The sequence below is a fragment of the uncultured Pseudophaeobacter sp. genome, from assembly GCA_905479575.1.
In the GTDB taxonomy this organism is placed as follows: domain Bacteria; phylum Pseudomonadota; class Alphaproteobacteria; order Rhodobacterales; family Rhodobacteraceae; genus Pseudophaeobacter.
Genome location: CAJQNB010000031.1, coordinates 1 through 22,806, shown reverse-complemented (window position 1 = coordinate 22,806; position 22,806 = coordinate 1). Strand labels below are relative to the sequence as shown.

The following is a 22,806-nucleotide window of genomic DNA, read 5'->3' as shown; positions in this document are numbered from 1 at the left end:
GTCCGTGAAAAAAAACAAAGAAGGGGTGTCCTATGGCACAGGCCATGAAAATTGCGATCGTTGATGATGAGCAGGATATGCGCCAGTCAATCAGCCAATGGTTGGCGCTTTCGGGCTACGACACCGAGACCTTTGCTAGCGCCGAAGATGCGCTAAAGGAGCTTGGGGCGGATTATCCGGGTATCGTTATCTCGGATATCAAGATGCCCGGCATGGATGGGATGCAGTTCCTGAAAAAACTGATGGGCAGCGACAGTGGCTTGCCGGTGATTATGATCACTGGCCATGGGGATGTCCCTATGGCGGTTGAGGCGATGCGGGTCGGGGCGTTTGATTTCCTGGAGAAACCGTTCAACCCCGACCGGATGTCAGAGCTGGCCAAACGTGCCACCGGTGCCCGCCGCCTGACCCTGGACAACCGGGCCCTGCGCCGGGAGCTGTCTGACGGTGGTCAGATCATGAAGAAACTCATTGGTATGAGCCCGGTCATGGAGCGCCTGCGCGAAGACATCCTGGATCTGGGCCAGGCCGACGGCCACGTGTTGATTGATGGGGAAACCGGCACCGGCAAGACACTTGTCGCCCATGCGCTGCATGCGGTAGGTAGCCGTGCGGGCAAGAAGTTTGTGCTGATCTCCTGCGCCGCGCTGGAAGAAGAGGCTCTGTCCAAACGTCTGTTTGGCCCGATGCAGCCAGAAGACAGCCTGTTGCCCGCCCTGGAAGAGGCGCGGGGCGGTACCCTGGTTCTGGAAGGGATCGAGGCGCTGAGCGAAACCTTGCAGGCCAAGCTGTTGAGCGCCATCAACGAGCAAGGCATGCCGGGGGAAACGCGGATCATTGCGATCTCGAACCTGCAGGAAGCCGGGAAAACCTGTGAAGACGCCCTGCGCCCGGATCTGTTTTATCGCCTTGCGGCCCTGCGCATCATGGTGCCACCGCTGCGCCAGCGCGGCGAAGACATCCTGACGCTGTTTACCCGGCTGTGCGAACAGTTCGCCGAAGAATACGGCTGCGACGCTCCGCAGGTCTCGGCTCAGGAGGCGGCGCAGCTGTTGCAGGCCCCCTGGCCGGGCAATGTGCGTCAGCTGATCAATGTGGCAGAGCGGGCCGTGCTGCAGGCGCGCCGCGGTTCCGGCACCATTGCATCGCTATTGATGTCCGATCACGAAGAGATGCAGCCGGTGATGACCACCGAAGGCAAGCCCTTGAAGGAATATGTCGAAGCCTTTGAGCGGATGTTGATCGACAACACCATGCGCCGTCACAAGGGTTCTATTGCCAGCGTGATGGAAGAGCTCTGCCTGCCGCGCCGGACCCTGAATGAAAAGATGGCAAAATATGCGCTGCAGCGCTCTGACTATCTGGGATAGCGCTGTCCTGCCCACGGGGCACAGGATGTCCTGTGGGTAAGATTGCTTTTTGGTGTAACGCCAGTGATTTGGCCTGGGGATGGCGTCAGCGGAGTGGCGTCGACCCCAGGTTTTTTAATGAAACATTCATCATTTTGCTTTTTACCCGCATTGTTGTGCCATCGATCGGCCTGCAATGACGAATGTCCATTGTCATTTCTGCAGCGCTGGTCTTATGGTGATAACATGGACTGAGGTCTGACGACTGACCCACCATTTTTGAGATTCGCTGTCTCGCACTTTTGACTGGCGCGATCCGACATCGGAACAACCCGACATCGGAATGAACCGAAAAGGCGAGATAGACCGATTGGCTCCGAATTCATACGGAGCAGCTAAGCGCCTCTTTGATCAATCAAAGAGGGATAACAAGGCAGGCAACGGGGTCTCCCGACCTGTCGGAGAAGAAACGCGATGACGCGCGCGCGAGCGAAGAGCATACAGGCACGAGGACCGGACGCAAGCTCCAGGGCCATCTCCTGTAGTGCGCCGTCCCAGATCGCCCTGACAAGACACCCCCCGATACATGCGCGGCCTCCCGATAAGGCAAGGTTTGCGTCTGCGCAGGGCAGGTGCACTAAGGAAACATGGCAAAGAAGATGCTTATTGATGCCACCCACGCGGAAGAAACCCGCGTCGTGGTGGTCGACGGAAACAAGGTTGAAGAGTTTGACTTTGAATCTGAGAACAAACGCCAGCTAGCTGGCAACATTTATCTGGCAAAAGTTACACGGGTAGAGCCTTCGCTACAGGCCGCCTTTGTGGAATATGGCGGCAATCGCCATGGCTTTCTCGCCTTTTCGGAAATCCACCCCGACTATTATCAGATCCCGGTTGCTGACCGCGAAGCCCTGATGGAAGAAGAGCGCGCCTATGCGGAAGCACAGCGTGCCCGCGAGGAAGACGAAGAGGCCAAGCCTTCACGGTCGCGCTCACGGGGTCGCAAGGGTTCCCGGTCCAAGGCTGCTAAGGTCTCCTCTGGGGATGCGGTCGAGACCAAAGAGGTGGCGCCCGCTAAACTTGCCGCTGAAACCAGTGCTGATACGCCGGTGGTTTCGGAAATCTCTGGTATGGAAACCATTGATTTGGTTGACGAAATGGCGCGCGATGAGGCCAAGCTGGCCGAGGTCCCCGAAGGCTCCTCGCCGATGGAACGTGTTGCTGACACCCCGGTAGAAGAGCCCTCCAACCCGGAAGATACGCGCTCGCAAGAGGCCGGCCCAGACGCAGCAAGCGCTGAAGCCGCCACTGCAGAAGAGCCTGCGCAAGAAGCAACTGTGCCAGCCGCTGCGGATGTAACCGCTGAGGACGCAAGTGTTGAACCCACCGGCGGTGACGCTGCCGAGGATGACGCCGCCCAGAATGACACTGACAAAGGCGCCAGCGATGAGACTGGCGACAAAGCAGAGCAGGACGATGCGCGTGTTGATGCCAGCGCCAAAGACGAAACCATTGAATCGGTTGCTGACGAAGACGACAGCGAAGACATTCGCCCGGCCCGCAAGCCACGTCCACGTCGTTATAAGATTCAAGAAGTCATCAAGGTCCGTCAGGTTCTGCTGGTCCAGGTTGTCAAAGAAGAGCGCGGCAACAAGGGCGCTGCTCTCACCACCTATCTGTCGCTGGCAGGGCGCTACTGCGTTCTGATGCCCAACACTGCGCGCGGTGGCGGCATCAGCCGCAAGATCACCAATGCCGTTGATCGCAAGAAACTGAAAGATATCGCAACCGAAATCGACGTGCCATCGGGTGCGGGGCTTATTGTGCGCACGGCTGGGGCCAAGCGTACCAAGGCAGAAATTAAACGCGATTACGAATATCTGCAGCGTCTCTGGGAACAGATCCGCGCGCTGACGCTGAAAAGCATCGCCCCCGCCAAGATCTACGAAGAGGGCGACCTGATCAAACGCTCGATCCGCGACCTTTATAATCGTGAGATTGACGAGGTTCTGGTTGAAGGCGAGCGCGGCTACCGCATCGCCAAGGACTTCATGAAGATGATCATGCCGTCCCACGCCAAGAACGTGAAGAACTACCAGGAAACCCTGCCGCTCTTTGCCCGCTTCCAGGTCGAAAGCTATCTTGGTGGTATGTTCAACCCCACTGTGCAGCTGAAATCCGGCGGCTATATCGTCATCGATACCACCGAGGCTTTGGTGGCGGTTGACGTGAACTCTGGCCGGGCGACAAAACAGTCCTCGATCGAGGAAACCGCGCTCAACACCAACCTGGAGGCCGCCGAAGAAGTGGCGCGCCAGCTGCGTCTGCGTGACCTTGCCGGACTGATCGTCATCGACTTCATCGACATGGATGAGCGTAAGAACAACGCCGCCGTTGAAAACCGGATGAAGGACAAGCTGAAGACGGATCGTGCCCGCATTCAGGTGGGCCGGATCTCTGGTTTTGGCCTGATGGAAATGTCGCGCCAGCGTCTGCGTCCCGGCATGATCGAGGCCACCACGGCGCCCTGCCCACATTGCCACGGCACCGGCCTGATCCGCTCGGATGATAGCATGGCGCTGTCGATCCTGCGTCAGATCGAAGAAGAAGGCACCCGCCGCCGTTCGCGCGAGGTTCTGGTGCGTTGCCCGATTGATATTGCCAACTATCTGATGAACCAGAAGCGTGAACATATCGCGCAGATCGAAGCCCGCTACGGCATGTCGGTCCGCATCGAAGGCGATGCACATCTGGTCAGCCCGGATTTCACGCTGGAGAAGTTCAAAACGGCCACCCGTGTGGTGACTGTTCCTGACGCTTCGGTTGTGTCGGCTGATACCTCTCTTATGGCGCAGATCGACGCTGATGAGGCCGAGGCGGATGCTGAGGTTGCAGAGGAAGAACAGCCTCAGGAGGCTGCGGCTCCTGAAGCGGACGAAAGTGAGAACAACGGCGAGGACAAGCCCAAGCGCAAGCGGCGGCGGCGGCGGCGGCGCAAGTCCGGCAACGGCGGGGAAAACTCCGATTCCGATAGCAACGCGGCCGAGGCTGGCGACAAGGCTGAACCCACAGCGGACGGGGAAGAAAAAGCCGACGCAAAAGCAGGTGAAGAGGCCGATTCTGAAGAGAAGAAGCCCGCCCGCAGCCGGACCCGTACCCGCACCCGTGGTGGTCGTTCGCGCAACAAGAAAAGCGAAGAGACCGCAGTTGAAGCCGCGCCGAGCGCAGACACAGCAGCGGCGACCAATGGCGAGGCCCCCAGCGCAGAGCCGGAAGCCGCGACCAGTACCGATCCAGCCAGTAAAAGTGATGGCGAGACCGTAACTGCTGCTGCCACTGAAGAGCCAACTCAGGCTGAGAGTGTCGTGCCGGAGCAGACCACCTCTGAACCTGAGGCATCGCAAGCGGAGACATCTGAAGCTGAGGTGTCAGAGGCTCCCGTCGCGGCGGTCACTGCTGAACCAGTCGCTGAGACACAACCGGTTGCATCTGACACGCCGGAAGTGGAAACGGCAGCTGCCGCCGAAGCGCCTGCGGATCAAGAGAGTGCAGCTGAGGCCGCCGTTGAGCCAGAGGTGACAGCACAGCCAGAGGTCGCTGACGCAGCTGCTGCTGGCCCCGCGCCGGAACCCGCAGCGCCTGCAGAAGTGGAAGCCGCGGCTGAGCCAGAACCGGCAACCCCGCCCAAGCCCAAGCGGCGCGGATGGTGGTCCATCGGATAAGATAAAAAGGCGGCCTCAGGGGTCGCCTTTTTCTTTGCTGCCGGGGTTTGCGATGCTGGCACAGTGGCGAAACAAACCGACAATACCGGAGGATCGAACACGTGGATCACAACGGGCATTCAACTGTGTTGACTGAAATCCTGGAGCAGGAAACACGGGTCTGGCAGGCCCTGGTTGAAGGCAATGCCGAGGCGGACAAGGCGGCACTGCATGCTGATTTTCTTGGCGTCTACCCCAGCGGTTTTGCCACCCGGGCGGATCATTGCGACCAGCTGCAAGAGGGGCCGACGGTCAGCTCATTCGAGCTCACCGACCCCAGGCTGCTACAGCTGGGCAAGGATCATGTCTGCCTGTCCTATTTGGCGGTCTATCATCGGCCAGGAGCCGCCAGCAGGGATACAATGTATGTGTCATCTATTTGGCAGCGTCAGGGGCAGGGCTGGCTGAACCTGTTTAGCCAGGACACGCCCACTGCCGGATCAACACCTGTGTGATCCTGCGTGCCTATCCCTGCGTCCCTGCGAGCTGCATTGGCTTTGGATCTACGCGACCGGGGCCAAAATGGGGCAGCTACCAGGGCAGTTACCGGGGCTGCTGATCAGCCGGTCTTGCGAATTTGATAGATCTGATGGCCATCGCCCGTGTCCTGTCCAAGGAACTCATACCCAGACTCGGTGCAGAAATGCGGGATGTCGATGAGCGCAGCGGGGTCATCCGCAAGCACCTGCAGAACCTCGCCCGCAGCCATGGACTTGAGGCGTTTGCGCGCTTTTAGCACGGGCAGGGGGCAGAGCAGGCCAATGGCATCGAGGGTGGCATCGCTGTCGGAGATAAATTCAGTCATGTCTTTCAGATAATCCGCCACTCACGCCCTGTCCACAAGGATGTGACCAATGCGCCTCGTGACCTTTGGTACTGGCTGGTCTATGGATCGGGAAAGCCTGTTTTAGGGGAACGAGATGTTTGGAATTGAGATCATAGATGCAGCGCTCTTGCCTGCAATGTTTGTGGCGCTCCTGGGCGGTTTGGTCAGCTTTTTGTCACCCTGTGTGCTGCCGATTGTGCCGCCCTATCTTGCCTATATGAGCGGTGTCTCCATTGGTGAGATGCAGGGCACGGCTGCAGCGCGGCGCAAGGTGATCCTGTCGGCGCTGTTTTTTGTTCTTGGCCTGTCGACAGTGTTCCTGCTGTTGGGCTTCACCGCCTCTTTCTTTGGAGCCTTTGTGCTGCAAAATCAGGAACTTTTCGCTCGGGCTTCCGGTGTTGTGGTGATCATCTTCGGCCTGCATTTTCTGTCGGTATTCCGCATTCCTATCCTGGATCGCGAGGCACGGGTTGACGCCGGTCAGGCCGGTGGATCAGTGCTGGGGGCCTATGTTCTGGGGCTGGCCTTTGCCTTTGGCTGGACGCCCTGCATTGGCCCACAACTGGGGGCGATCCTGTCGCTCGCCGCTTCCGAGGCCTCGGTCAGTCGCGGCACCTTGCTGTTGGGGATCTATGCGCTTGGCCTTGGGGTGCCGTTTTTGCTGGCTGCGATCTTCCTGAACCGCTCGATGGTGGTGATGAACAAGATGAAGCGCCATATGGGGTTGATCGAGAAACTCATGGGCGGGCTGTTGCTGTTGGTCGGCTTTATGTTGGTCACCGGCTTGTTCTCGACCTTCTCCTGGTGGTTGCTCGAAGCCTTTCCGTTTCTTGCCACCCTCGGCTAATACTAAGGCTCAGGTCACTTAAGGCTCGTGTCACTTAAGGCTAGGGCGACCATTACGAACTTAGCTCCAAACCTTCCTCTGGTAGCCGCCTGGGGGAGGTTTTTCTCTTTGCGCCCAGGCCGGCCCCGTCTTTGTCCATCCGTAACCCTGTCTTGGTCCAGTCTCGGCCTTACTCTGGGCGGAAATCTCGACTACTCTGGCGTCAAAGGCAACGAGGCCAGTAAATGAGGCCAGACAACGAGGCCAGGGAATGGATAGCATAGTGCGGGGCGCAACCGGGCAGCAGCCACAGGATAGGCCAGATGACCCAGCCCAGCCGGTGCGGGCGCGGCGGGTTTTCTATATTCCCGGCTACGACCCCATTCATCCCCGGCGCTACCGCGAGCTTTACCGCAAAGAATCGGCCGCTCAGGCAGAGATCAGCGCTTATCAGATATCCATACAGGCGCAGGCGACCGGCAGCAAAGGACAGGGCCAGCGCCCCTATGGCTGGCAGGTCACCGCAGAGATCGACGGCGCGCAGGTGCAGACAGAATTCAGCGTGCTTGTCTGGTCTGACATTGTGCGCGACAGCATGGATGCCTCGATTGCGGGGACTTATCTGCAGCTGGCCCGTACCGCCTGGATCTACATAGCCTCTGGCACGTTACGCCGCCTTATGCGGCTGCGCAAAGGCCCGGTGATTGCCGCGCTCTACCCTGTTGGCATGCTGCTGGTGCAGGCGTTGTTGGCCCTGCTGCTGCTCCGGGCCTGTGGGGCTGCATGGGCGGCGGCGGTTGCGCTGCTTATTGACCAGCCGCCCTGGTACGCCCTGCTGCCCAGCTGGGGCGGCGGGGCACTGGCAGCGGCGGTTTTGCTCAGATGGTTCAAAAAACAGGATGGCAAGTTCTTTGCCTATTACCTGATGCATGACTACGCCTATTCAGCCGCCTCACGCGGGGAAAACCCACCAGAGTTGGAGGCCCGGATTGTGGCCTTTAAACAAGAGATCGCGGCGGCCTTGGCCGCAGGCGATATTGAAGAGCTATTGGTGGTTGGGCATTCCTCCGGGGCGCATGTCGGGGTGTCGGTTCTGGCGGATCTCATCCGCGAGGGGCTGCCTGATACATGCCCCGAGATCGGATTTCTCACCCTGGGCCAGGTGGTGCCCATGGTGTCTTTCCTGCCCCGTGCCAGTCGGTTGCGCCGCGATCTGCAATACCTGTCACAGCGCGACGAAATTGCCTGGATTGATGTCTCGGCGCCCGGTGATGGCTGCGCCTTTGCTCTGTGTGATCCGGTTGCGGTAAGCGGCGTTGCGCCAGCGGATAAACGCTGGCCGCTGGTGTTTTCTGCCGCCTTCACCCAGACCCTGAGCCCGGCCCGCTGGGCCGAGCTGCGCTGGCGGTTTTTTCGCCTGCATTTCCAATATCTTTGCGCCTTTGACCAGCCGGGCGACTATGACTATTTTCGCATCACCGCCGGGGCCCAAACCCTGCGGCAGCGTTATCGCACCCGCCAGGCCTCTGCCAGTCGGATTGATGTGCCTGTATCCAAATATACCTCGGTGTCGCCAGAATGAACGCGCCTGACCTTGACCCCAGCCCGCAGCTTGAAACAGAGGCGCCAAAGCCGCCCAAACCAGCAACGCGGCCGGTGCGGGTGTCATTGTGGCGCTATGTGCGGCTGTTTCGCGACGACATTCTGTCGGCGCAACCGGCCAAGCTCTATCGGGCCTGGATGGCCGAATTTCGTGCTCCGAGCTTTCGCTCGTTTCTGATCAACCAGCCCGACCTGATCAAACGGGTACTGAAAGAACAGCCCGATGACTTCCCCAAATCGGATCGCATTGCCGAAGGGTTAAAGCCGCTGCTGGGGAATTCGGTGTTTTTGACCAATGGCGAGACCTGGAAACGTCAGCGCCGCATCATCGATCCTGCCTTCGAAGGGGGACGGCTCAAGGCGACTTACCCGGCGATGCGAGCTGCGGCTGACTCGGCCATTGTGCGGTTGCAGGCTCAGGTCGGGCAGAGCGCAAGGGTCGAGGTGGAAGAGGTGACCAGCCATGTGGCGGCGGATGTGATTTTTCGCACCCTGTTTTCAATCCCGATCGAAAACGAAGTAGCGGGAGAGGTCTTTACCCGTTTTCGCAACTATCAGCGCAGCCAGCCTTTGTTGAACCTTGCGGCCTTTGTACCCTTGCCAAAGTGGATGCCCCGGTTCTTTCGGCGCGGAACCCGTCCCAATGCCAAAGTGATCCGGGCGCTGATCAGCAAACTTACCGAAGCCCGAATGGCGGCGATCAAGGCCGGGACCGCACCAGAGGATCTGGCGACCAAAATTATGACCACCGCAGACCCCCAAACGGGAGAGCGCTTTGACGCGCAGGAGATGGTGGATCAGGTGGCGATCTTCTTTCTTGCGGGCCATGAAACCAGTGCCTCGGCGCTGGCCTGGACGCTGTATCTGATGGCGCTATATCCCGATTGGCAAGAGCAGCTGGCGCAGGAGGCCGAGGCGCTGGCGGATGAGAGTTTTAGCGCCATATCGAAATTGCGCCTGTCGCGGGATGTGTTCCGCGAAGCCCTACGGCTGTATCCGCCGGTGCCCATGATGGTGCGCGAAGCAACCTGCCCCGTGCAGTTTCGCAATCGAACGGTGCCAGAGGGGGCGCAGATCGTGCTCAGCCCCTGGCATTTGCACCGGCACGAGCGGCTGTGGGACAATCCCGACGGGTTTGATCCCAATCGCTGGCAAACGGAAAATGGCAAACAGTGCCAGCGCGAAGCCTATATCCCGTTCTCGGCAGGGCCACGGGTTTGCCCCGGTGCCGGATTTGCCATGGTGGAGGGGCCGCTGATCCTATCGCTGATCCTGCGGCACTTTAAACTCAGCTGTGTTGAGGGCGTCGCGCCGGTGCCGGTGGCGCATCTGACCGTGCGCTCAAAAAACGGGATCTGGTTGCAGGTCACCCCCCGCGGCAAGGTCGATCAGCCCTGAGGGGCGAGCCGCGCCTGCAAATCGCGCAGCACAAACAGCCGAATGGCAGAGGCCAGGCCGCAATCGGCGCCACGGGCCTCATCAATTTCGGCTGCTAACTCATTGATTGGGCGATTGGTTCTTGCTGCGATCTGGCGAAACTCCAGCCAGAAGGGATCTTCCAGCGAGACCGAGGTTCGATGTCCGCGTAGGGTCAAAGAGTGCTTGCGTGGTCGGCTGTTCATTCGTCGCTCTTGTGGCCATCCAAATCGCGCTTGGCCTTGGCAGCGCGGGCCTCTTGCAGCGATTTTTCCAGCTTGCTGCGGCCAAATTTCACAGCGTTCTGGTCAGCGCGGGCCTTATCCTCGGCCCGCGCCTGTGTCTTGCGATACCGGTTCAGATTGACCGGCTTTCCCATCAGTCCTTGGGACCGATCATCTGCTCGGGGCGCACAACCGCGTCAAAGGTGGCTTCATCCACAAAGCCAAGCGCGATGGCTTCTTCTTTGAGGGTGGTGCCGTTTTTATGCGCGGTCTTGGCGACCTTGGTGGCATTGTCATAGCCGATGGTCGGCGCCAGAGCTGTCACCAGCATCAGCGATTCCTTCATCAGCTTGTCGATGCGCGGCTCGTTGGCCTGAATGCCGTTGAGCATCCGTTCGGTAAAGCTGTCGGTGGCATCGCCCAGCAGCTGGATCGACTGCAGCAGGTTGTAGGACATCATCGGGTTGTAGACGTTCAACTCAAAATGACCCTGGCTGCCGGCAAATTTGATGGCTGCATCATTGCCCATGACATGGGCCGCGACCTGGGTGAGCGCCTCCGCCTGGGTGGGGTTCACCTTGCCGGGCATGATCGAGGAGCCTGGCTCATTCTCGGGCAGGATCAGCTCACCCAGACCAGAGCGGGGGCCGGAGCCCAGAAAGCGGATATCGCTGGCGATCTTGTAGCAGCTACCGGCGATGGTTGCGAGCGCACCGGACAGGAAGACCATGGCATCATGGGCGGCCAGAGCCTCAAATTTGTTGGGGGCGGTGACAAAGGGCAGATCGGTGATTTCGGCCATATTGGCCGCAACGGTCTCGCTCCAGCCTTTTTGGGTGTTCAGACCGGTGCCTACGGCGGTGCCGCCCTGTGCCAGCTCATAGATGCCGGGCATCGCCAGCTCAACACGGGCAATCCCCTGACGGATCTGGTGGGCATAGCCACCAAATTCCTGGCCCAGGGTCAGCGGTGTCGCATCCTGGGTATGGGTGCGGCCGATCTTGATGATATCCTTGAACTCTTCTGATTTGGTCTCGAGACCCTTGGCGAGTTTTTCCAGACCAGGCAGCAGCACGTCCCGTACCGACATGGCGGTGGCGATATGCATGGCCGTGGGGAAGGTGTCGTTGGAGGACTGACCCATGTTGCAGTGGTCATTGGGGTGAACCGGATCTTTCGATCCGATGACGCCGCCCAGCATTTCGATGGCGCGGTTTGCGATCACCTCGTTGGAGTTCATGTTGGACTGGGTGCCAGACCCGGTCTGCCAGACCACCAGCGGGAAGTTGTCGTCAAACTTGCCCTCAATGACTTCGCCAGCGGCAGCGATGACGGCATCCGCAATGCGGTCTTCCATCTTGCCGGAGGCCTTGTTGGCCATTGCGCAGGCCTTTTTGATCACGCCCAGAGCGCGCACGATGGCGACGGGCTGCTTTTCCCAACCGATGGGGAAATTCATGATCGAGCGCTGGGTCTGAGCGCCCCAATATTTGTCGGTAGGAACCTCTAGCGGACCAAAGCTGTCGGTCTCGGTGCGGGTATCGGACATCTTGTCTATCTCCGTCTGGTATGCCGTTGCATGCCGTTTAACCTCTGCGCCGTCGCGACGCAATTGGCCAGTTGCGCGCAGCATAGCCTATCACCAGCTGGGGTATAGAGAGAATTCTCCAGATCGGGCTTGTTCCATGTCATTGCTAGCCGGGCAGAGATCATTACTCTAAGCTTGAGGCACCCGCTTTGGGAGGCAGCACAGGAGAATAAAGTGAAGCAATCGGTCGAATCCCTTTCTCGGGCCACGGCTCATCGGGCCAAGGTCCGGGCAGCAACGCGGCCAGGCCACTTTGGGCTAGGGGGCTTGCCTGCCTATCTTTGCCTGCTGGTTTTGACCGTTTTTCTGATCTTTGGTCATGTCGTACGGGCTTCTGCCCATGATATCGGCGATTTTGTCGGTCGCTATAGCGGGTCGGCAGAAGTGCCTATGAGCGATGGCACAAAGGATCAGCGGGATCTGAGTATTGTGATCTCGGAAACCGACAAAGGCTTCAAGGTTCAGTGGAACACGGTCACCGAAAAAGAGGATGGTCGGCGCAGAGAGAAATCCTATGAGGTTAAATTTATACCCAGTGACCGCGGCGGGATTTACGCGGCGGCTATGCAGCGCAATGTTTTTGGACATGAGGTCCAGCAGGATCCCATGAAGGGGCAGCCCTATGTCTGGGCGCGGCTTAGCGGCGATACGCTGACGGTATTTTCGATGTTTATTCATCAAAACGGCGATTATGAAATGCAGCAATATGATCGCCGCCTGACGGAAAACGGGCTGTCTCTCGTCTTTCACACCCATCGCAATGGTCAGCCGGTCCGCCGGATAGAGACTGAGCTTCTGCGTCGGTGACAGCCATGGGGGGCTGATGGAGTGTAGATGGGCTTTTTCGCAAGCCTGCTGCTGGCCGCCCGTGCCGCGCCTTGCTGTGTGCAAAGGGAAATTTCCGGGCTAATTATTGAGAGGCATGTTTCTGGCCAAGATTTTGCGATCAACAAAGTCTAGCGGTCAAATGTGTGGGCCGCTTTAGTTGGGCCCTGTCTGCTATTGGCCTGTCTGCTATTGGCTCGTCAGCGGTTGTCCCGACTGCGATTGACCCTGTCTGCGATTGGCCCTGACTGCGCAGGTGTATTGCCCGTTCCGCATCAGAACCCCGCATACAAATGGTTCCGCAGCCCCACCTCGGCGGTGGGGGCGGGCAGGCGCTAGTGTTTGCGGAAGCTGTCCAGAGACACGACATCCCCATCCGAGGCGTGCGGTCTTTCCGCGTCGGTTTCGCCGGTTGCCTCGGTGTCGTCATCATCTGTGGGGGCATCATCGTCGTCATCGTCTTCGGCTGTTTCAAAGCGAAGGCCAAATTCCACGGAGGGATCCACGAAGGTTTCGATCGCGTCATAGGGGATATAGAGCGTTTCCGGTGCGTCACCAAAGTTCAGGGTGATGCCAAAACCATTCTCTTCTACGTCAAGATTGTCGTACCAATGCTGCATCACAACAGTCATGGCACCGGGGTAGCGTTCCCGCAGCCAGTCTGCCAATTGCGCATCCGGATGGTTGGTATCAAAGGTGATAAAAAAGTGATGGTTTCCCGGCAGCCCCTTGTCCGCAACATCCTGCAGGACGGTGCGAATGAGCCCGCGCATGGCGGAGTGCATCAGATTTCCGTAGTCGATTTCGCGGGACATGAATGACACCCCTGTTAAATTGCTGCACCAGCATAGGGGATTCTGCCAGAAACTAAAGAGGCGGCCGGGCAGTTTTTGTCATTAATTTGGGGCCCTAGCCAGTGGAGTTGGGCCTGTCGCTGGCGGGGCGTCCTGCGCGACCTTGGGGGCTATGTCAGGGCCAGCAGTGGCGGCATTGCCAGACCCGCCAGAGCCATGAGCGCCAGCAGCCAGAACAAACGCCCCCGCAGCCCATAGGCGACCAGCGGTGCCAGCAGGGTCAACAGCAGGGCTGAGGTGTTCAGGGTGCTCCAATTTGGCCAGGGCATTGCCAAGAGGCCGCTTTGAAGCAGGGTTATATCCTGAAAAAGGACATGCAGGGTAAACCAGACCATCAGGTTCAGGATGACGCCGGTAACGGTGGCGGTTATCGCCTTGAGCGCCGCTGACAGGCGGGGCTGGGCTGCGAGGCGCTCCACATAGGGGGCGGCGGCAAAAATCCATAGGAAGCAGGGCATGAATGTGGCCCAAAGCGCCGTTACCCCGGCCGCCAGGTACAGCGCAAAACCGCCCTGTTTCAGTCCCGCCAACATGGCCACAAACTGGGTCACCAGGATGAGAGGGCCGGGGGTGGTCTCGGCCAGGCCAAGCGCGTCGATCATTTCGCCTGCGCTGATCCATTGATGGTGTTGCACCACCGCCTGGCTCATATAGGCGAGCACCGCATAGGCGCCGCCAAAGGTGACCACCGCCAATTTGGCAAAGAACCAGCCGATACTGGCCAGAAAATCAGCGCCGACGAAGCTGAGAAGCATCAGCGGCAGCAGCCACAACCCACCCCAGATGACACAGCTGCGCAGGCTGTGTTGGAATGTCAGCTGCGGAGCAGTCGCCGTCAAAGCATCGGTTCTGGTGGGTGGCTCCGGGAGCGCTAATGCTGATTTGGCCTGTGTCGTGCTTGTCAGGGTCATCATGCCAAAGAGACCAGCCCCCAGGATCACCAGTGGAAAGGGCAGGCCAAAGACGAAAAGCGCCACAAAGCCAAATCCGGCCAGCCACCAGTCTCGCCTATGTTTCAAGGCCTTGTGGCTCAGCTTCCAAAGCGCCTGCACAACAATGACCACCACCGCGGCCTTGATGCCGAGAAAGGCCGCCTGCACCGCGGGCAGCGTGCCAAAGACGCTGTAAACCCAGACAAGCGCTGCAATCACCAAGGCGCCGGGCAGCACAAACAGCAGGCCCGCCAGCAGCCCGCCAGCGAACCCGCGCAGGCGCCAGCCGGTATAGGTGCACAGCTGCATGGCTTCGGGGCCGGGCAGTAACATGCAAAAGGACAGGCCGCGCAGAAAGCTCTCCTCGTCCAACCAGGGCCGTTCTTCTACCAGTTCGCGGTGCATCACTGCGATCTGCGCGGCGGGGCCGCCAAAACTCATCAGGCCGATCTTGCCAAAGACCCGCCACATGTCGCGCCAGGAAACTGTCGTCATTTTATGTCATTCCTTGGCCAAGCCTGTACGTGCTCCCCGTTCATGGCGCAGAGAGCTGTTCCCATAGGGGTATCGCAGGTTTGGGGCCGGATGAAAGCACCGATCGCAGGTTGGTTTTGGGGCGGAGAAGGGGGGCGGGTAAACCATTGTATGGCCTCTCACGGGGGCGTTGACCATCTACGCGTCCAGGCTGTGATGCGATCAGGACGGTGGTTTGTCAAGCCAGCCCCTGGGGCAGGCCGTGTCTCCGTCTGCGGAGAGAGGATTCCGGGCGCGATCAGCCATCGGATTGAGGGCGCTGCCAAACATTCGTGCGCCGCGAGGCATGAAAGCCAGAGAGCCCTGGCGACAAAAGGCCAGCCGACAGAACACGCGGTAGAGCAGCAGGTGAGGGGGGGAGAAAGTGCAGGTTTCTGTTGCCAGGTACCTGCGAACCCCGCCAGTCGCTGCTAGGCGAAAGGACTTAAGTTTCGGTTTTCCGAACTGCTTACGCAGCCAGGGCTACCGGAGCACGATTGTCATTTGCAATTGTACAGTTTTCGCCGATAACGGTGGCAGACAGCCGAAACAAAGCTAACCCCTTTAGACGTCCGTCGATCCTATTTCGACCCCATGATGCCCAAATGAAGCATGTTTGGTGGAGTCGCCGGGTACCGCCCCCGGGTCCGATCCGTGTATTACGAGCGCATTTATGTCCATAGTTCCCGAGGGAACAGAACAAACATAGGGTATTGCGGCGGGGATTTGAAGTGGGGAGGATCCCTTTTTGCCGATATATTTCATTTTCTTGGCAGGGAAAACCAAATGGGGCACCAGCCACCGCCGCCGCGTTGCACCGGCTCCCCGCCGGACATTTCTGGCCAACTGAATATGCACCGGCCCCTTGGTTACCATCCGGGGGACTAAGGTCAGGTTTTGGCGGCGCGGGATGCAAAGACTTTTTTCGCCAGTTGCAGCGTTTCTGTTTCAAGTCTTGTCAGGCCGTCGGAGGCCGCGGTGCCATCGCCCTGGTCGATGGCATCGGCGATCTGGCAATGCAGCGCGACGATACGGGCGCGATCACGCGCAGAAAAGGTGATGATATTCATCAAGGGCTGCATGGCTTCGACCGCGCCGGCCAGTTGATAGGAAAGCACCGGGTTGGCGGCCCCGTCAACGAAGGCGCGATGAAAGGCAACATCAGAGGCGCAGAAGGCTTCATCTGACAGGCCCGGCTGGCCCTGGCGAAAGATCTCGGCCCGCATGGTGGCCAGTTGATCGGCGCTGCGACGGCTGGCGGAGAGCGGCGCGCAGGCGCGTTCCAGCGCGTAGCGGGCTTCGCAGGCGGTCTCAAAGCTCACCTCGTTCATGCTGAGCAGCAGGGTTGACGTGGTCACTTGCTGGGCGTGGGCGTCTTCAAAGCTGAGCCGGTTGACAAAGGCGCCCCCCGTCGCGCCGCGCTGGGTTCGGATCAAGGATTGTGCCGCCAAACGTTTCAACGCCTCGCGGACAGTGGAGCGTGACACCTGGAAGTGATCTGCCAATTCCGCTTCCGAGGGCAGTCGCTGATCCACATTCAGGTCACCGTTGATGATCGCGGCTTTGATTGACTGGGAGATCTGCGCCGACAAATCTGCTGAGCTTGTTGGATCGATCTTCATTGCGGGTCCAGTTTGGTTAGGCGGTTTTGGATGGGCTGTCGTTTTTATTTGTCTGACATTTAAAAGTCTGACATTTAGAACTTCAGCGGTGAGTCGCTTCTATTTCTACTTGGAGACACCAATGAAAGCCAACGGGCAGCTGCACAGAGAGCTTCTAGGGCAGGGTCTGTTGGGGGAGGTGGGTGTCTTTGATTTGGTGTCAGGCTCAACCCACAGCAGGCTCAGCCCCCAGCCAAACTCCAAAAGGGTCGGGGCTGAAATTTCCGGATAGAGCGCCTTCATCTGACGCGCTCTATGAGTTTCCAGTTGCCAGGAGGATGAGTTATGGCATTGATTTCACCGTCACGGCGTTTGCGTAGAACCCCTTTTTCGGAGGGGGTCGAGGCTGCCAATGTTAAGGCCTATACCGTCTACAATCACATGCTGTTGCCAACGGTATTTGAAAATCCAGAGGCAGATTATCACCACCTTAAAAAGCATGTTCAAATCTGGGATGTGTCCTGCGAACGCCAGGTGGAACTGCGGGGACCGGATGCTGGCCGCCTGATGCAGATGCTGACGCCGCGGGATCTGCGCGGCATGTTGCCGGGGCAGTGCTACTATGTGCCTATTGTCGATGAAACAGGTGGCATGCTCAATGATCCGGTTGCGGTCAAGCTGGCAGAAGACCGCTGGTGGATTTCAATTGCGGACAGTGATCTGTTGTATTGGGTCAAGGGCATCGCCAACGGCTGGCGTCTGGATGTGCTGGTGGATGAGCCCGATGTTTCGCCGCTGGCGATACAGGGGCCAAAGGCCGAGGCGCTGTTGGAGCGAGTCTTTGGCAGCAGTATTCGCTCTATCCGGTTCTTCAGGTTCAGTACCTTCCAGTTTCAGGGCCGCGATTTGGTGATTGCCCGGTCGGGCTATTCCAAACAGGGCGGGTTTGAGATTTATGTCGAGGATGGAGAAATCGGCATGCCGCTGTGGAACAAACTGTTGGATGCGGGTCAGGACCTTGAGGTGCGGGCAGGCTGCCCCAATATGATTGAGCGGATTGAGGGCGGATTGTTAAGCTACGGCAATGACATGACCGATGATAATACGCCGCATGAATGTGGGCTTGGCCGGTTCTGCGACACGCATACTGCAATCGGGTGCATCGGGCGCGATGCCCTGTTGCGGGTTGCAAAAGAGGGTCCGGTGCAACAGATCCGCGCCATTTCCATTACCGGCGACCCGGTTCCTGCCTGCACTGAGTTCTGGCCACTCTACGCGGCAGGAAAACGGGTGGGGCGGGTGTCTTCGGCAGCCTGGTCTCCGGATTTTCGAACCAATGTTGCAATTGGGATGGTGCGGATGACCCATTGGGATGCGGGCACCAAGTTGGAAGTTGAAACGCCTGAGGGTATGCGTATGGCGACCGTACGTGAAAAGTTCTGGATTTGATGGTCTTTTAGGAAAACGGGAGAAAACACATGTTTAATGCACTGATTGTGAACAAGGATGAAGACAGCGGCTTGGCATCGGCGGCGGTGGAGCAGATCGATCTTGATCAGCTGCCAGAGGGTAACGTCACTGTTGCGGTCGACTATTCCACAGTGAACTACAAGGATGGGCTCTGCCTGAGCCCCAAGGGCGGCGGCTTGGTGCGCAACTACCCCCATATCCCAGGGATTGATTTTGCCGGCACGGTCGAGGCCAGCGAGGATGATCGCTACAAGCCCGGTGACAAGGTGGTTCTGACCGGCTGGCGCGTCGGTGAGGCCTATTGGGGCGGCTATACGCAAAAGGCCCGGGTCAAGGCGGACTGGCTGGTGCCGCTGCCTGCGGGGCTTGATACGCGTCAGGCGATGGCGGTTGGCACTGCTGGTTTTACGGCCATGCTGGCGGTGATGGCACTGGAAGATCACGGCATGAAGCCCGGACAGGGGCCGGTTCTGGTGACCGGCGCTGCGGGCGGTGTTGGATCGGTCGCGACAGCTATTCTGGCCAACCTTGGCTATGAGGTCGCGGGTGTCACTGGACGCCCCGAAACCGAGGAATATCTGCGCAGCTTGGGAGCGACGCAGATTGTGGCACGCGATGAGCTGAACGAGACGGTCAAACGGCCGCTGGAGAGCGAGACCTGGGCAGGCTGTGTTGATGCGGTTGGCGGCGAGATGCTGGCGCGGGTCCTGGGCCAGATGAAATATGGCGGGTCTGTTGCAGCTGTTGGCCTCGCGGGGGGGGCTGGGCTGCCGGCGACTGTGATCCCATTCCTGCTGCGGGGGGTGAACCTGCTGGGGATTGATTCCGTGATGCAGCCCTATGACAATCGGGTGCGCGCCTGGGAGCGCTTGGCAACGGATCTGCCGATGGACAAGCTGGAGGCCATGGTGAAACCAGCGGTGCTCTCGGATTTGCCGCAACTAGGGGCGGATATTCTGAAGGGGCAAGTGCAGGGCCGGGTTGTTGTGGATGTAAACGCCTAAGGCAAGGTCGCCCAGTCTGCTTTGAATGAGGCCAAATCCAAAAACCTGAATCAGCCCGGAATGCGAACATTCTGGGCTGATTTCATTTGTTGCCCTGCCAATTGTCGGCAGAGCCGTCTCAAGGCTCTGGTTTTCATCAGTCAGTCTTGACCTCTTGTGGTGAGAGTTGCATCCATTTGGATAATAACATTTGGGGGCCAAACATAATGCTGGATATTGATTTTGTACGCGGGCAGTTTCCTGCCTTTCAGGAGCCAACCCTGCAGGGACAGGCGTTTTTTGAGAATGCGGGCGGCTCTTATACCTGTGCTCAGGTGATTGACCGGCTAACGCGCTATTACACCCAACGCAAAGTGCAGCCCTATGCCCCGTACGAGGCGTCGCAGCTGGCGGGGGCCGAAATGGACGAGGCCCGGCAGCGGCTGGCGGCGCTGATGGGGGTGGAGACTGACGAGCTGAGCTTTGGACCCTCTACCACCCAAAACACCTATGTTTTGGCCCAGGCCTTTCGCCAGCTTTTGCAGCCTGGCGAAGCGATTATTGTGACCAATCAGGATCACGAGGCCAATACGGGCCCCTGGCGGCGTCTGGCCGATGAGGGGATTGAGGTTCGCGAATGGGAAATTGATCCTCAGACGGGGCATCTGGATCCGCAAAAACTGGAGGCGCTGCTGGACGAGAAGGTGCGCCTGGTGTGTTTTCCACACTGTTCCAATGTTGTGGGGGAAATCAATCCGGTGACCGAAATCACCGCGCTCTCCCATGCGGCCGGGGCTTTTGTCTGCGTCGATGGGGTGTCCTATGCGCCACATGGATTGCCAAACGTGGGCGACCTTGGCCCCGACATCTATTTGTTTTCGGCCTATAAAACCTATGGCCCTCATCAGGGGGTAGTGGTGATGCGGCGCGAACTGGGCACGCTGCTGCCCAACCAGGGGCATTTTTTCAACGGCGATTGCCTGTACAAACGCTTTACCCCGGCGGGACCGGATCATGCGCAGGTTGCCGCCAGCGCGGGCATGGTGGACTATTTTGATGCGCTCTGTGACCAGCATGGCGGCCCTGCCGAAGGCGCAACCGCGCGGGGGGCTTTTGTGCATGATCTGATGCGCGGGCATGAAATCGCGCTGCTTCAACCGCTGCTGGATGCGGTAAAGGATCGAAATGATCTGCGCCTGCTGGGCCCGAGCGACGCTGCGAAGCGGGCGCCCACCGTGGCACTGGCCCTGAACCGCCCGGCGCTGGCTGTGGCGCAAAAGCTGGCAGAGCAGGGCATCATGGCAGGCGGCGGTGATTTTTACGCCGGGCGGGCGCTCTCTGCCATGGGCGTTGACCCAGAAGAGGGCGTGTTGCGGCTGAGTTTCACCCACTACACCAACCGGTCCGAAGTGGACAAATTGATCACGGCACTTGATCAGCTGTTGTAGCCTGATCTGCAAACAAACCAGTTTGTTAATTCAAACTGGTTGTTAAACATAGCTGGCTTTGGGGCGCGTGGTCGCCCTGGCCTGTATCTCGCAACCCCGAGGGATGATCTTCGCAATGCCTACCGCTGCCCGTCTTGTTGCCGCTCTTTGCCTGGGCCTGCTTGCCTTTATTGTTTCCCGGCAGGTGGTGCCTTTGATGCCCGAAGGAACCGATTTTGGGTATTTCTTCCACATCAATATCATTTTGGGCCTGCTGACTGGCTGGATCTTTATGGGGCGGCGGGTTGGCCATGGCCTGGTGCCGGCCATTAACAACGGGCTGACCGGCGCGGCTGTGATGGTGCTGTGGGCTCTGTTTATTCAAGGCGCCTGGGAGATGTTCGATCGTGCCATGCGCAACCGATATGGCGGGCCTTTTGACGCCCTGTTGGCGATCCTCACCCTGTCGCTGGAGTATTTTTTTGTTATCGCGGTGCCAACGGTTTTACTGCCCCTGATTATTGGGGGCTGCTTGGCTGGGCTCTTGGCTGAGAGCATCCATAAACGCTGGTCATAACAATACTTAACAAAAGGTTATAACGCGTGGTTGATCTGTTTTTCTACGGCACACTCCGCCATGTGCCGCTGCTTGAGCTGGTGTTGGGCCGGGCGCGCACCGGGCTGGATATCTCTGAGGCCAGCCTGGCGGACCATGGGGTCTATGCGGTGCGTGACCAGATCTTTCCCCTGATCGCGCAGGCCAGTGGAGAGGTCGCCACGGGGCTCTTGGTGCGGGGGCTGACTCCAGCGGATCTGGCGGCGCTGGATTTCTATGAGGGAGGCTTTGACTATGCGCTCCGGCCGATCACCGTCAGGCTTTCTTCTGGAGAAGAGGCTGCCGCGCAGGTCTATTTCCCGGCGCCCGGTCAATGGCAGCCGACAGGGGCCTGGGATCTGCAGGCCTGGATTGCCCAGTCCGGGGCTGTAACCCTGCGCGCCGCAGAAGAGGTCATGGCCTATCAGGGGCGAATGACCGCTGAGCAGATGCGGAAGTCTTTGCCATCGATCCGTCGCCGTGCCTCTGCCTGGTTGATGGCACAGTCCGGATCGGAAGATCCGGTCCATAACCTGTCGCAGGATGTGCAGATTGAAAACCACAAACGCGCCTATGTGAACTTCTTTGCGATGGAGGAAATGGATCTCAGGTTTCGGCGCTATGATGGCACCATGAGCCCATCGGTCAACCGAGGCGTGGCGCTGGTGGGGCGGGCCTCGGTGGTTTTGCCCTATGATCCGGTGCGTGATCAGGTGCTTTTGGTCGAGCAGTTCCGCGCGGCCACCTTTATCGCTGGCGAAAAACGCCCCTGGATGTGGGAGCCGGTGGCTGGGCTGATTGACCTGGGCGAAACGCCAGAGCAGGCAGCCTATCGCGAAGCGGTCGAAGAGGCCGGGGTGACGATTTCGCATTTGGAAAAAGTGACGCAAGGCTATCCTTCGAGCGGTGCGTCAGGAGAATTTGTTTATATTTTTGTAGGCGTTGCAGACCTTTCTGACATCAGAGGCGGTGGTGGAGTCGCCGGCGAAAACGAAGACCTGCGCAGCGAGATCCTCAGCTTTGATGCCTTGATGCAGGGTATTGATGATCACCGCTATCAGGACATGCCGCTGATCACTGCGGCGCTTTGGCTATCACGTCACCGTGAACGGCTGTGCGCCCAGCTGCGTTAACCGCCGCTTCCCACCTTGTAGAGCTCTGCCCGCTTGGTTACATCTTGGGGGAATGATCGAAAGGGATACCATGCGCATTGCACGCGATCTGGCCGACGCCATTGGCCACACTCCTCTGATCCGTCTGAACCGCGTCAGCGATGAGACCGGATGTGAAATTCTGGGCAAGGCGGAGTTCATGAACCCCGGTCAATCGGTCAAGGACCGTGCGGCCCTGTTTATCATTCGCGACGCCATCGCGCGCGGTGATCTTAAGCCGGGTGGCACCATTGTAGAGGGCACGGCTGGTAACACCGGTATCGGGCTTGCGTTAGTTGGCGCGTCGATGGGGTTCAAATCGGTTATTGTTATTCCCGAGACGCAGTCTGAAGAAAAGAAAACAATGTTGCGTCTTGCGGGTGCTGAGCTGGTGCAAGTGCCCGCAGCGCCTTACCGCAATCCCAACAACTTTATCCGCTACTCTGAGCGTTTGGCCAATGCATTGGCTCGCAGCAGCAATGAAGGGGTGATTTGGGCCAACCAGTTTGACAATACTGCAAACCGTCAGTCCCATATCGAAACAACAGGCCCCGAAATTTGGACCCAGACAGATGGCAAAGTCGATGGCTTTATCTGTGCCGTAGGCTCGGGTGGTACGCTTGCGGGCACCGCAATGGCGCTGCAGCCAAAAGGCGTAAAAATCGGCTTGGCCGATCCAGACGGTGCCGCGCTTCATAGTTTTTACACCAAAGGTGAGCTTGTCACAGAGGGCGGTTCGATTGCCGAGGGCATCGGGCAAGTTCGCATTACGCGCAACCTAGAAGGCTTTACGCCTGACTTTTCCTATAACGTCTCGGATGCTGAGGCATTGCCCGTTGTGTTTGATATGCTTGAACACGAAG

General features: G+C 58.8%; 20 protein-coding genes and 1 other RNA gene. 13 read left to right on the top strand and 8 right to left on the bottom strand.

Annotated features, from left to right (window positions below):
- Positions 1-32 precede the first annotated feature (32 nt).
- From QZ268_RS09825 to QZ268_RS09815, 3 genes are all read left to right on the top strand, one after another.
- A complete protein-coding gene (locus tag QZ268_RS09825) occupies positions 33-1,370 on the top strand; it encodes a sigma-54 dependent transcriptional regulator (protein ID WP_295451642.1) in 1,338 nt (445 codons plus the stop codon).
- Between the two features lie 626 nt (positions 1,371-1,996).
- A complete protein-coding gene (locus tag QZ268_RS09820) occupies positions 1,997-5,071 on the top strand; it encodes an Rne/Rng family ribonuclease (protein WP_295451640.1) in 3,075 nt (1,024 codons plus the stop codon).
- A gap of 101 nt (positions 5,072-5,172) precedes the next feature.
- Positions 5,173-5,565, top strand: coding sequence for a nuclear transport factor 2 family protein (locus QZ268_RS09815; protein ID WP_295451637.1), 393 nt, complete (start codon positions 5,173-5,175; stop codon positions 5,563-5,565).
- Positions 5,566-5,669: 104 nt separating this feature from the next.
- On the opposite strand, the gene QZ268_RS09810 is transcribed toward QZ268_RS09815, so the two are convergent.
- Complete coding sequence (locus QZ268_RS09810; RefSeq protein WP_295451703.1) at positions 5,670-5,903, bottom strand: sulfurtransferase TusA family protein; 234 nt, start codon at positions 5,901-5,903, stop codon at positions 5,670-5,672.
- A gap of 127 nt (positions 5,904-6,030) precedes the next feature.
- Here QZ268_RS09810 and QZ268_RS09805 point away from each other — a divergent pair, with 127 nt between their 5' ends.
- The 3 genes from QZ268_RS09805 to QZ268_RS09795 all read left to right on the top strand — a co-directional run bounded on the left by QZ268_RS09805 (position 6,031) and on the right by QZ268_RS09795 (position 9,762).
- Entirely contained in the window at positions 6,031-6,783 is a 753-nt protein-coding gene (locus tag QZ268_RS09805; protein WP_295451635.1) for a cytochrome c biogenesis protein CcdA, read from the top strand.
- A 250-nt stretch (positions 6,784-7,033) separates the two neighbouring features.
- Positions 7,034-8,344 (top strand): hypothetical protein, encoded by a 1,311-nt coding sequence (locus QZ268_RS09800; protein ID WP_295451634.1) that lies wholly within the window; start codon positions 7,034-7,036, stop codon positions 8,342-8,344.
- A complete protein-coding gene (locus QZ268_RS09795; protein WP_295451631.1) occupies positions 8,341-9,762 on the top strand; it encodes a cytochrome P450 in 1,422 nt (473 codons plus the stop codon). The genes QZ268_RS09800 and QZ268_RS09795 overlap by 4 nt, the downstream gene beginning before the upstream one ends.
- On the opposite strand, the gene QZ268_RS09790 is transcribed toward QZ268_RS09795, so the two are convergent.
- From QZ268_RS09790 to fumC, 3 genes are read right to left on the bottom strand one after another with little or no spacing between them, the layout of a single operon-like run.
- Positions 9,753-9,986 carry a ribbon-helix-helix domain-containing protein gene (locus QZ268_RS09790; RefSeq protein ID WP_295451629.1) on the bottom strand — a complete coding sequence of 78 codons (234 nt, stop codon included), beginning with the start codon at positions 9,984-9,986 and terminating at the stop codon, positions 9,753-9,755. The genes QZ268_RS09795 and QZ268_RS09790 overlap by 10 nt on opposite strands.
- A complete protein-coding gene (locus QZ268_RS09785) occupies positions 9,983-10,159 on the bottom strand; it encodes a DUF4169 family protein (protein ID WP_295451627.1) in 177 nt (58 codons plus the stop codon). The genes QZ268_RS09790 and QZ268_RS09785 overlap by 4 nt, the downstream gene beginning before the upstream one ends.
- Positions 10,159-11,553: a class II fumarate hydratase gene (fumC, locus tag QZ268_RS09780; RefSeq protein ID WP_295451624.1), complete on the bottom strand. Its 1,395-nt coding sequence runs from the start codon at positions 11,551-11,553 to the stop codon at positions 10,159-10,161. Before fumC ends, QZ268_RS09785 begins: the two co-directional genes overlap by 1 nt.
- A gap of 213 nt (positions 11,554-11,766) precedes the next feature.
- On the opposite strand from fumC, the gene QZ268_RS09775 reads away from it, so the two are divergent.
- Positions 11,767-12,399, top strand: a complete 633-nt coding sequence (locus QZ268_RS09775) for a hypothetical protein (RefSeq protein WP_295451622.1) — start codon at positions 11,767-11,769, stop codon at positions 12,397-12,399.
- 353 nt (positions 12,400-12,752) lie between these two features.
- Here the strand turns inward: QZ268_RS09775 and QZ268_RS09770 are convergent, their stop codons facing one another.
- From QZ268_RS09770 to QZ268_RS09755, 4 genes are all read right to left on the bottom strand, one after another.
- Complete coding sequence (locus tag QZ268_RS09770; RefSeq protein WP_295451620.1) at positions 12,753-13,232, bottom strand: ClpXP protease specificity-enhancing factor SspB; 480 nt, start codon at positions 13,230-13,232, stop codon at positions 12,753-12,755.
- Positions 13,233-13,381: 149 nt separating this feature from the next.
- Positions 13,382-14,698 (bottom strand): chromate efflux transporter, encoded by a 1,317-nt coding sequence (gene chrA, locus QZ268_RS09765; RefSeq protein ID WP_295451617.1) that lies wholly within the window; start codon positions 14,696-14,698, stop codon positions 13,382-13,384.
- A 402-nt stretch (positions 14,699-15,100) separates the two neighbouring features.
- Positions 15,101-15,451, bottom strand: a transfer-messenger RNA (tmRNA) gene (gene ssrA, locus QZ268_RS09760).
- Positions 15,452-15,606: 155 nt separating this feature from the next.
- Positions 15,607-16,338 (bottom strand): GntR family transcriptional regulator, encoded by a 732-nt coding sequence (locus QZ268_RS09755; RefSeq protein ID WP_295451615.1) that lies wholly within the window; start codon positions 16,336-16,338, stop codon positions 15,607-15,609.
- A gap of 324 nt (positions 16,339-16,662) precedes the next feature.
- Here QZ268_RS09755 and QZ268_RS09750 point away from each other — a divergent pair, with 324 nt between their 5' ends.
- From QZ268_RS09750 to QZ268_RS09725, 6 genes are all read left to right on the top strand, one after another.
- Positions 16,663-17,766 carry a dimethylsulfoniopropionate demethylase gene (locus QZ268_RS09750; protein ID WP_295451612.1) on the top strand — a complete coding sequence of 368 codons (1,104 nt, stop codon included), beginning with the start codon at positions 16,663-16,665 and terminating at the stop codon, positions 17,764-17,766.
- Between the two features lie 29 nt (positions 17,767-17,795).
- Positions 17,796-18,791, top strand: a complete 996-nt coding sequence (gene acuI / locus QZ268_RS09745; protein ID WP_295451610.1) for an acryloyl-CoA reductase — start codon at positions 17,796-17,798, stop codon at positions 18,789-18,791.
- A 206-nt stretch (positions 18,792-18,997) separates the two neighbouring features.
- Positions 18,998-20,218 (top strand): aminotransferase class V-fold PLP-dependent enzyme, encoded by a 1,221-nt coding sequence (locus QZ268_RS09740; RefSeq protein ID WP_295451606.1) that lies wholly within the window; start codon positions 18,998-19,000, stop codon positions 20,216-20,218.
- A 115-nt stretch (positions 20,219-20,333) separates the two neighbouring features.
- Positions 20,334-20,774, top strand: a complete 441-nt coding sequence (locus QZ268_RS09735; RefSeq protein ID WP_295451604.1) for a TrgA family protein — start codon at positions 20,334-20,336, stop codon at positions 20,772-20,774.
- Positions 20,775-20,800: 26 nt separating this feature from the next.
- Positions 20,801-21,925, top strand: coding sequence for an NUDIX domain-containing protein (locus tag QZ268_RS09730; protein ID WP_295451602.1), 1,125 nt, complete (start codon positions 20,801-20,803; stop codon positions 21,923-21,925).
- Between the two features lie 70 nt (positions 21,926-21,995).
- Positions 21,996-22,806: cysteine synthase A (locus QZ268_RS09725; RefSeq protein ID WP_295451600.1), on the top strand; the 811-nt coding region annotated here is incomplete at its 3' end.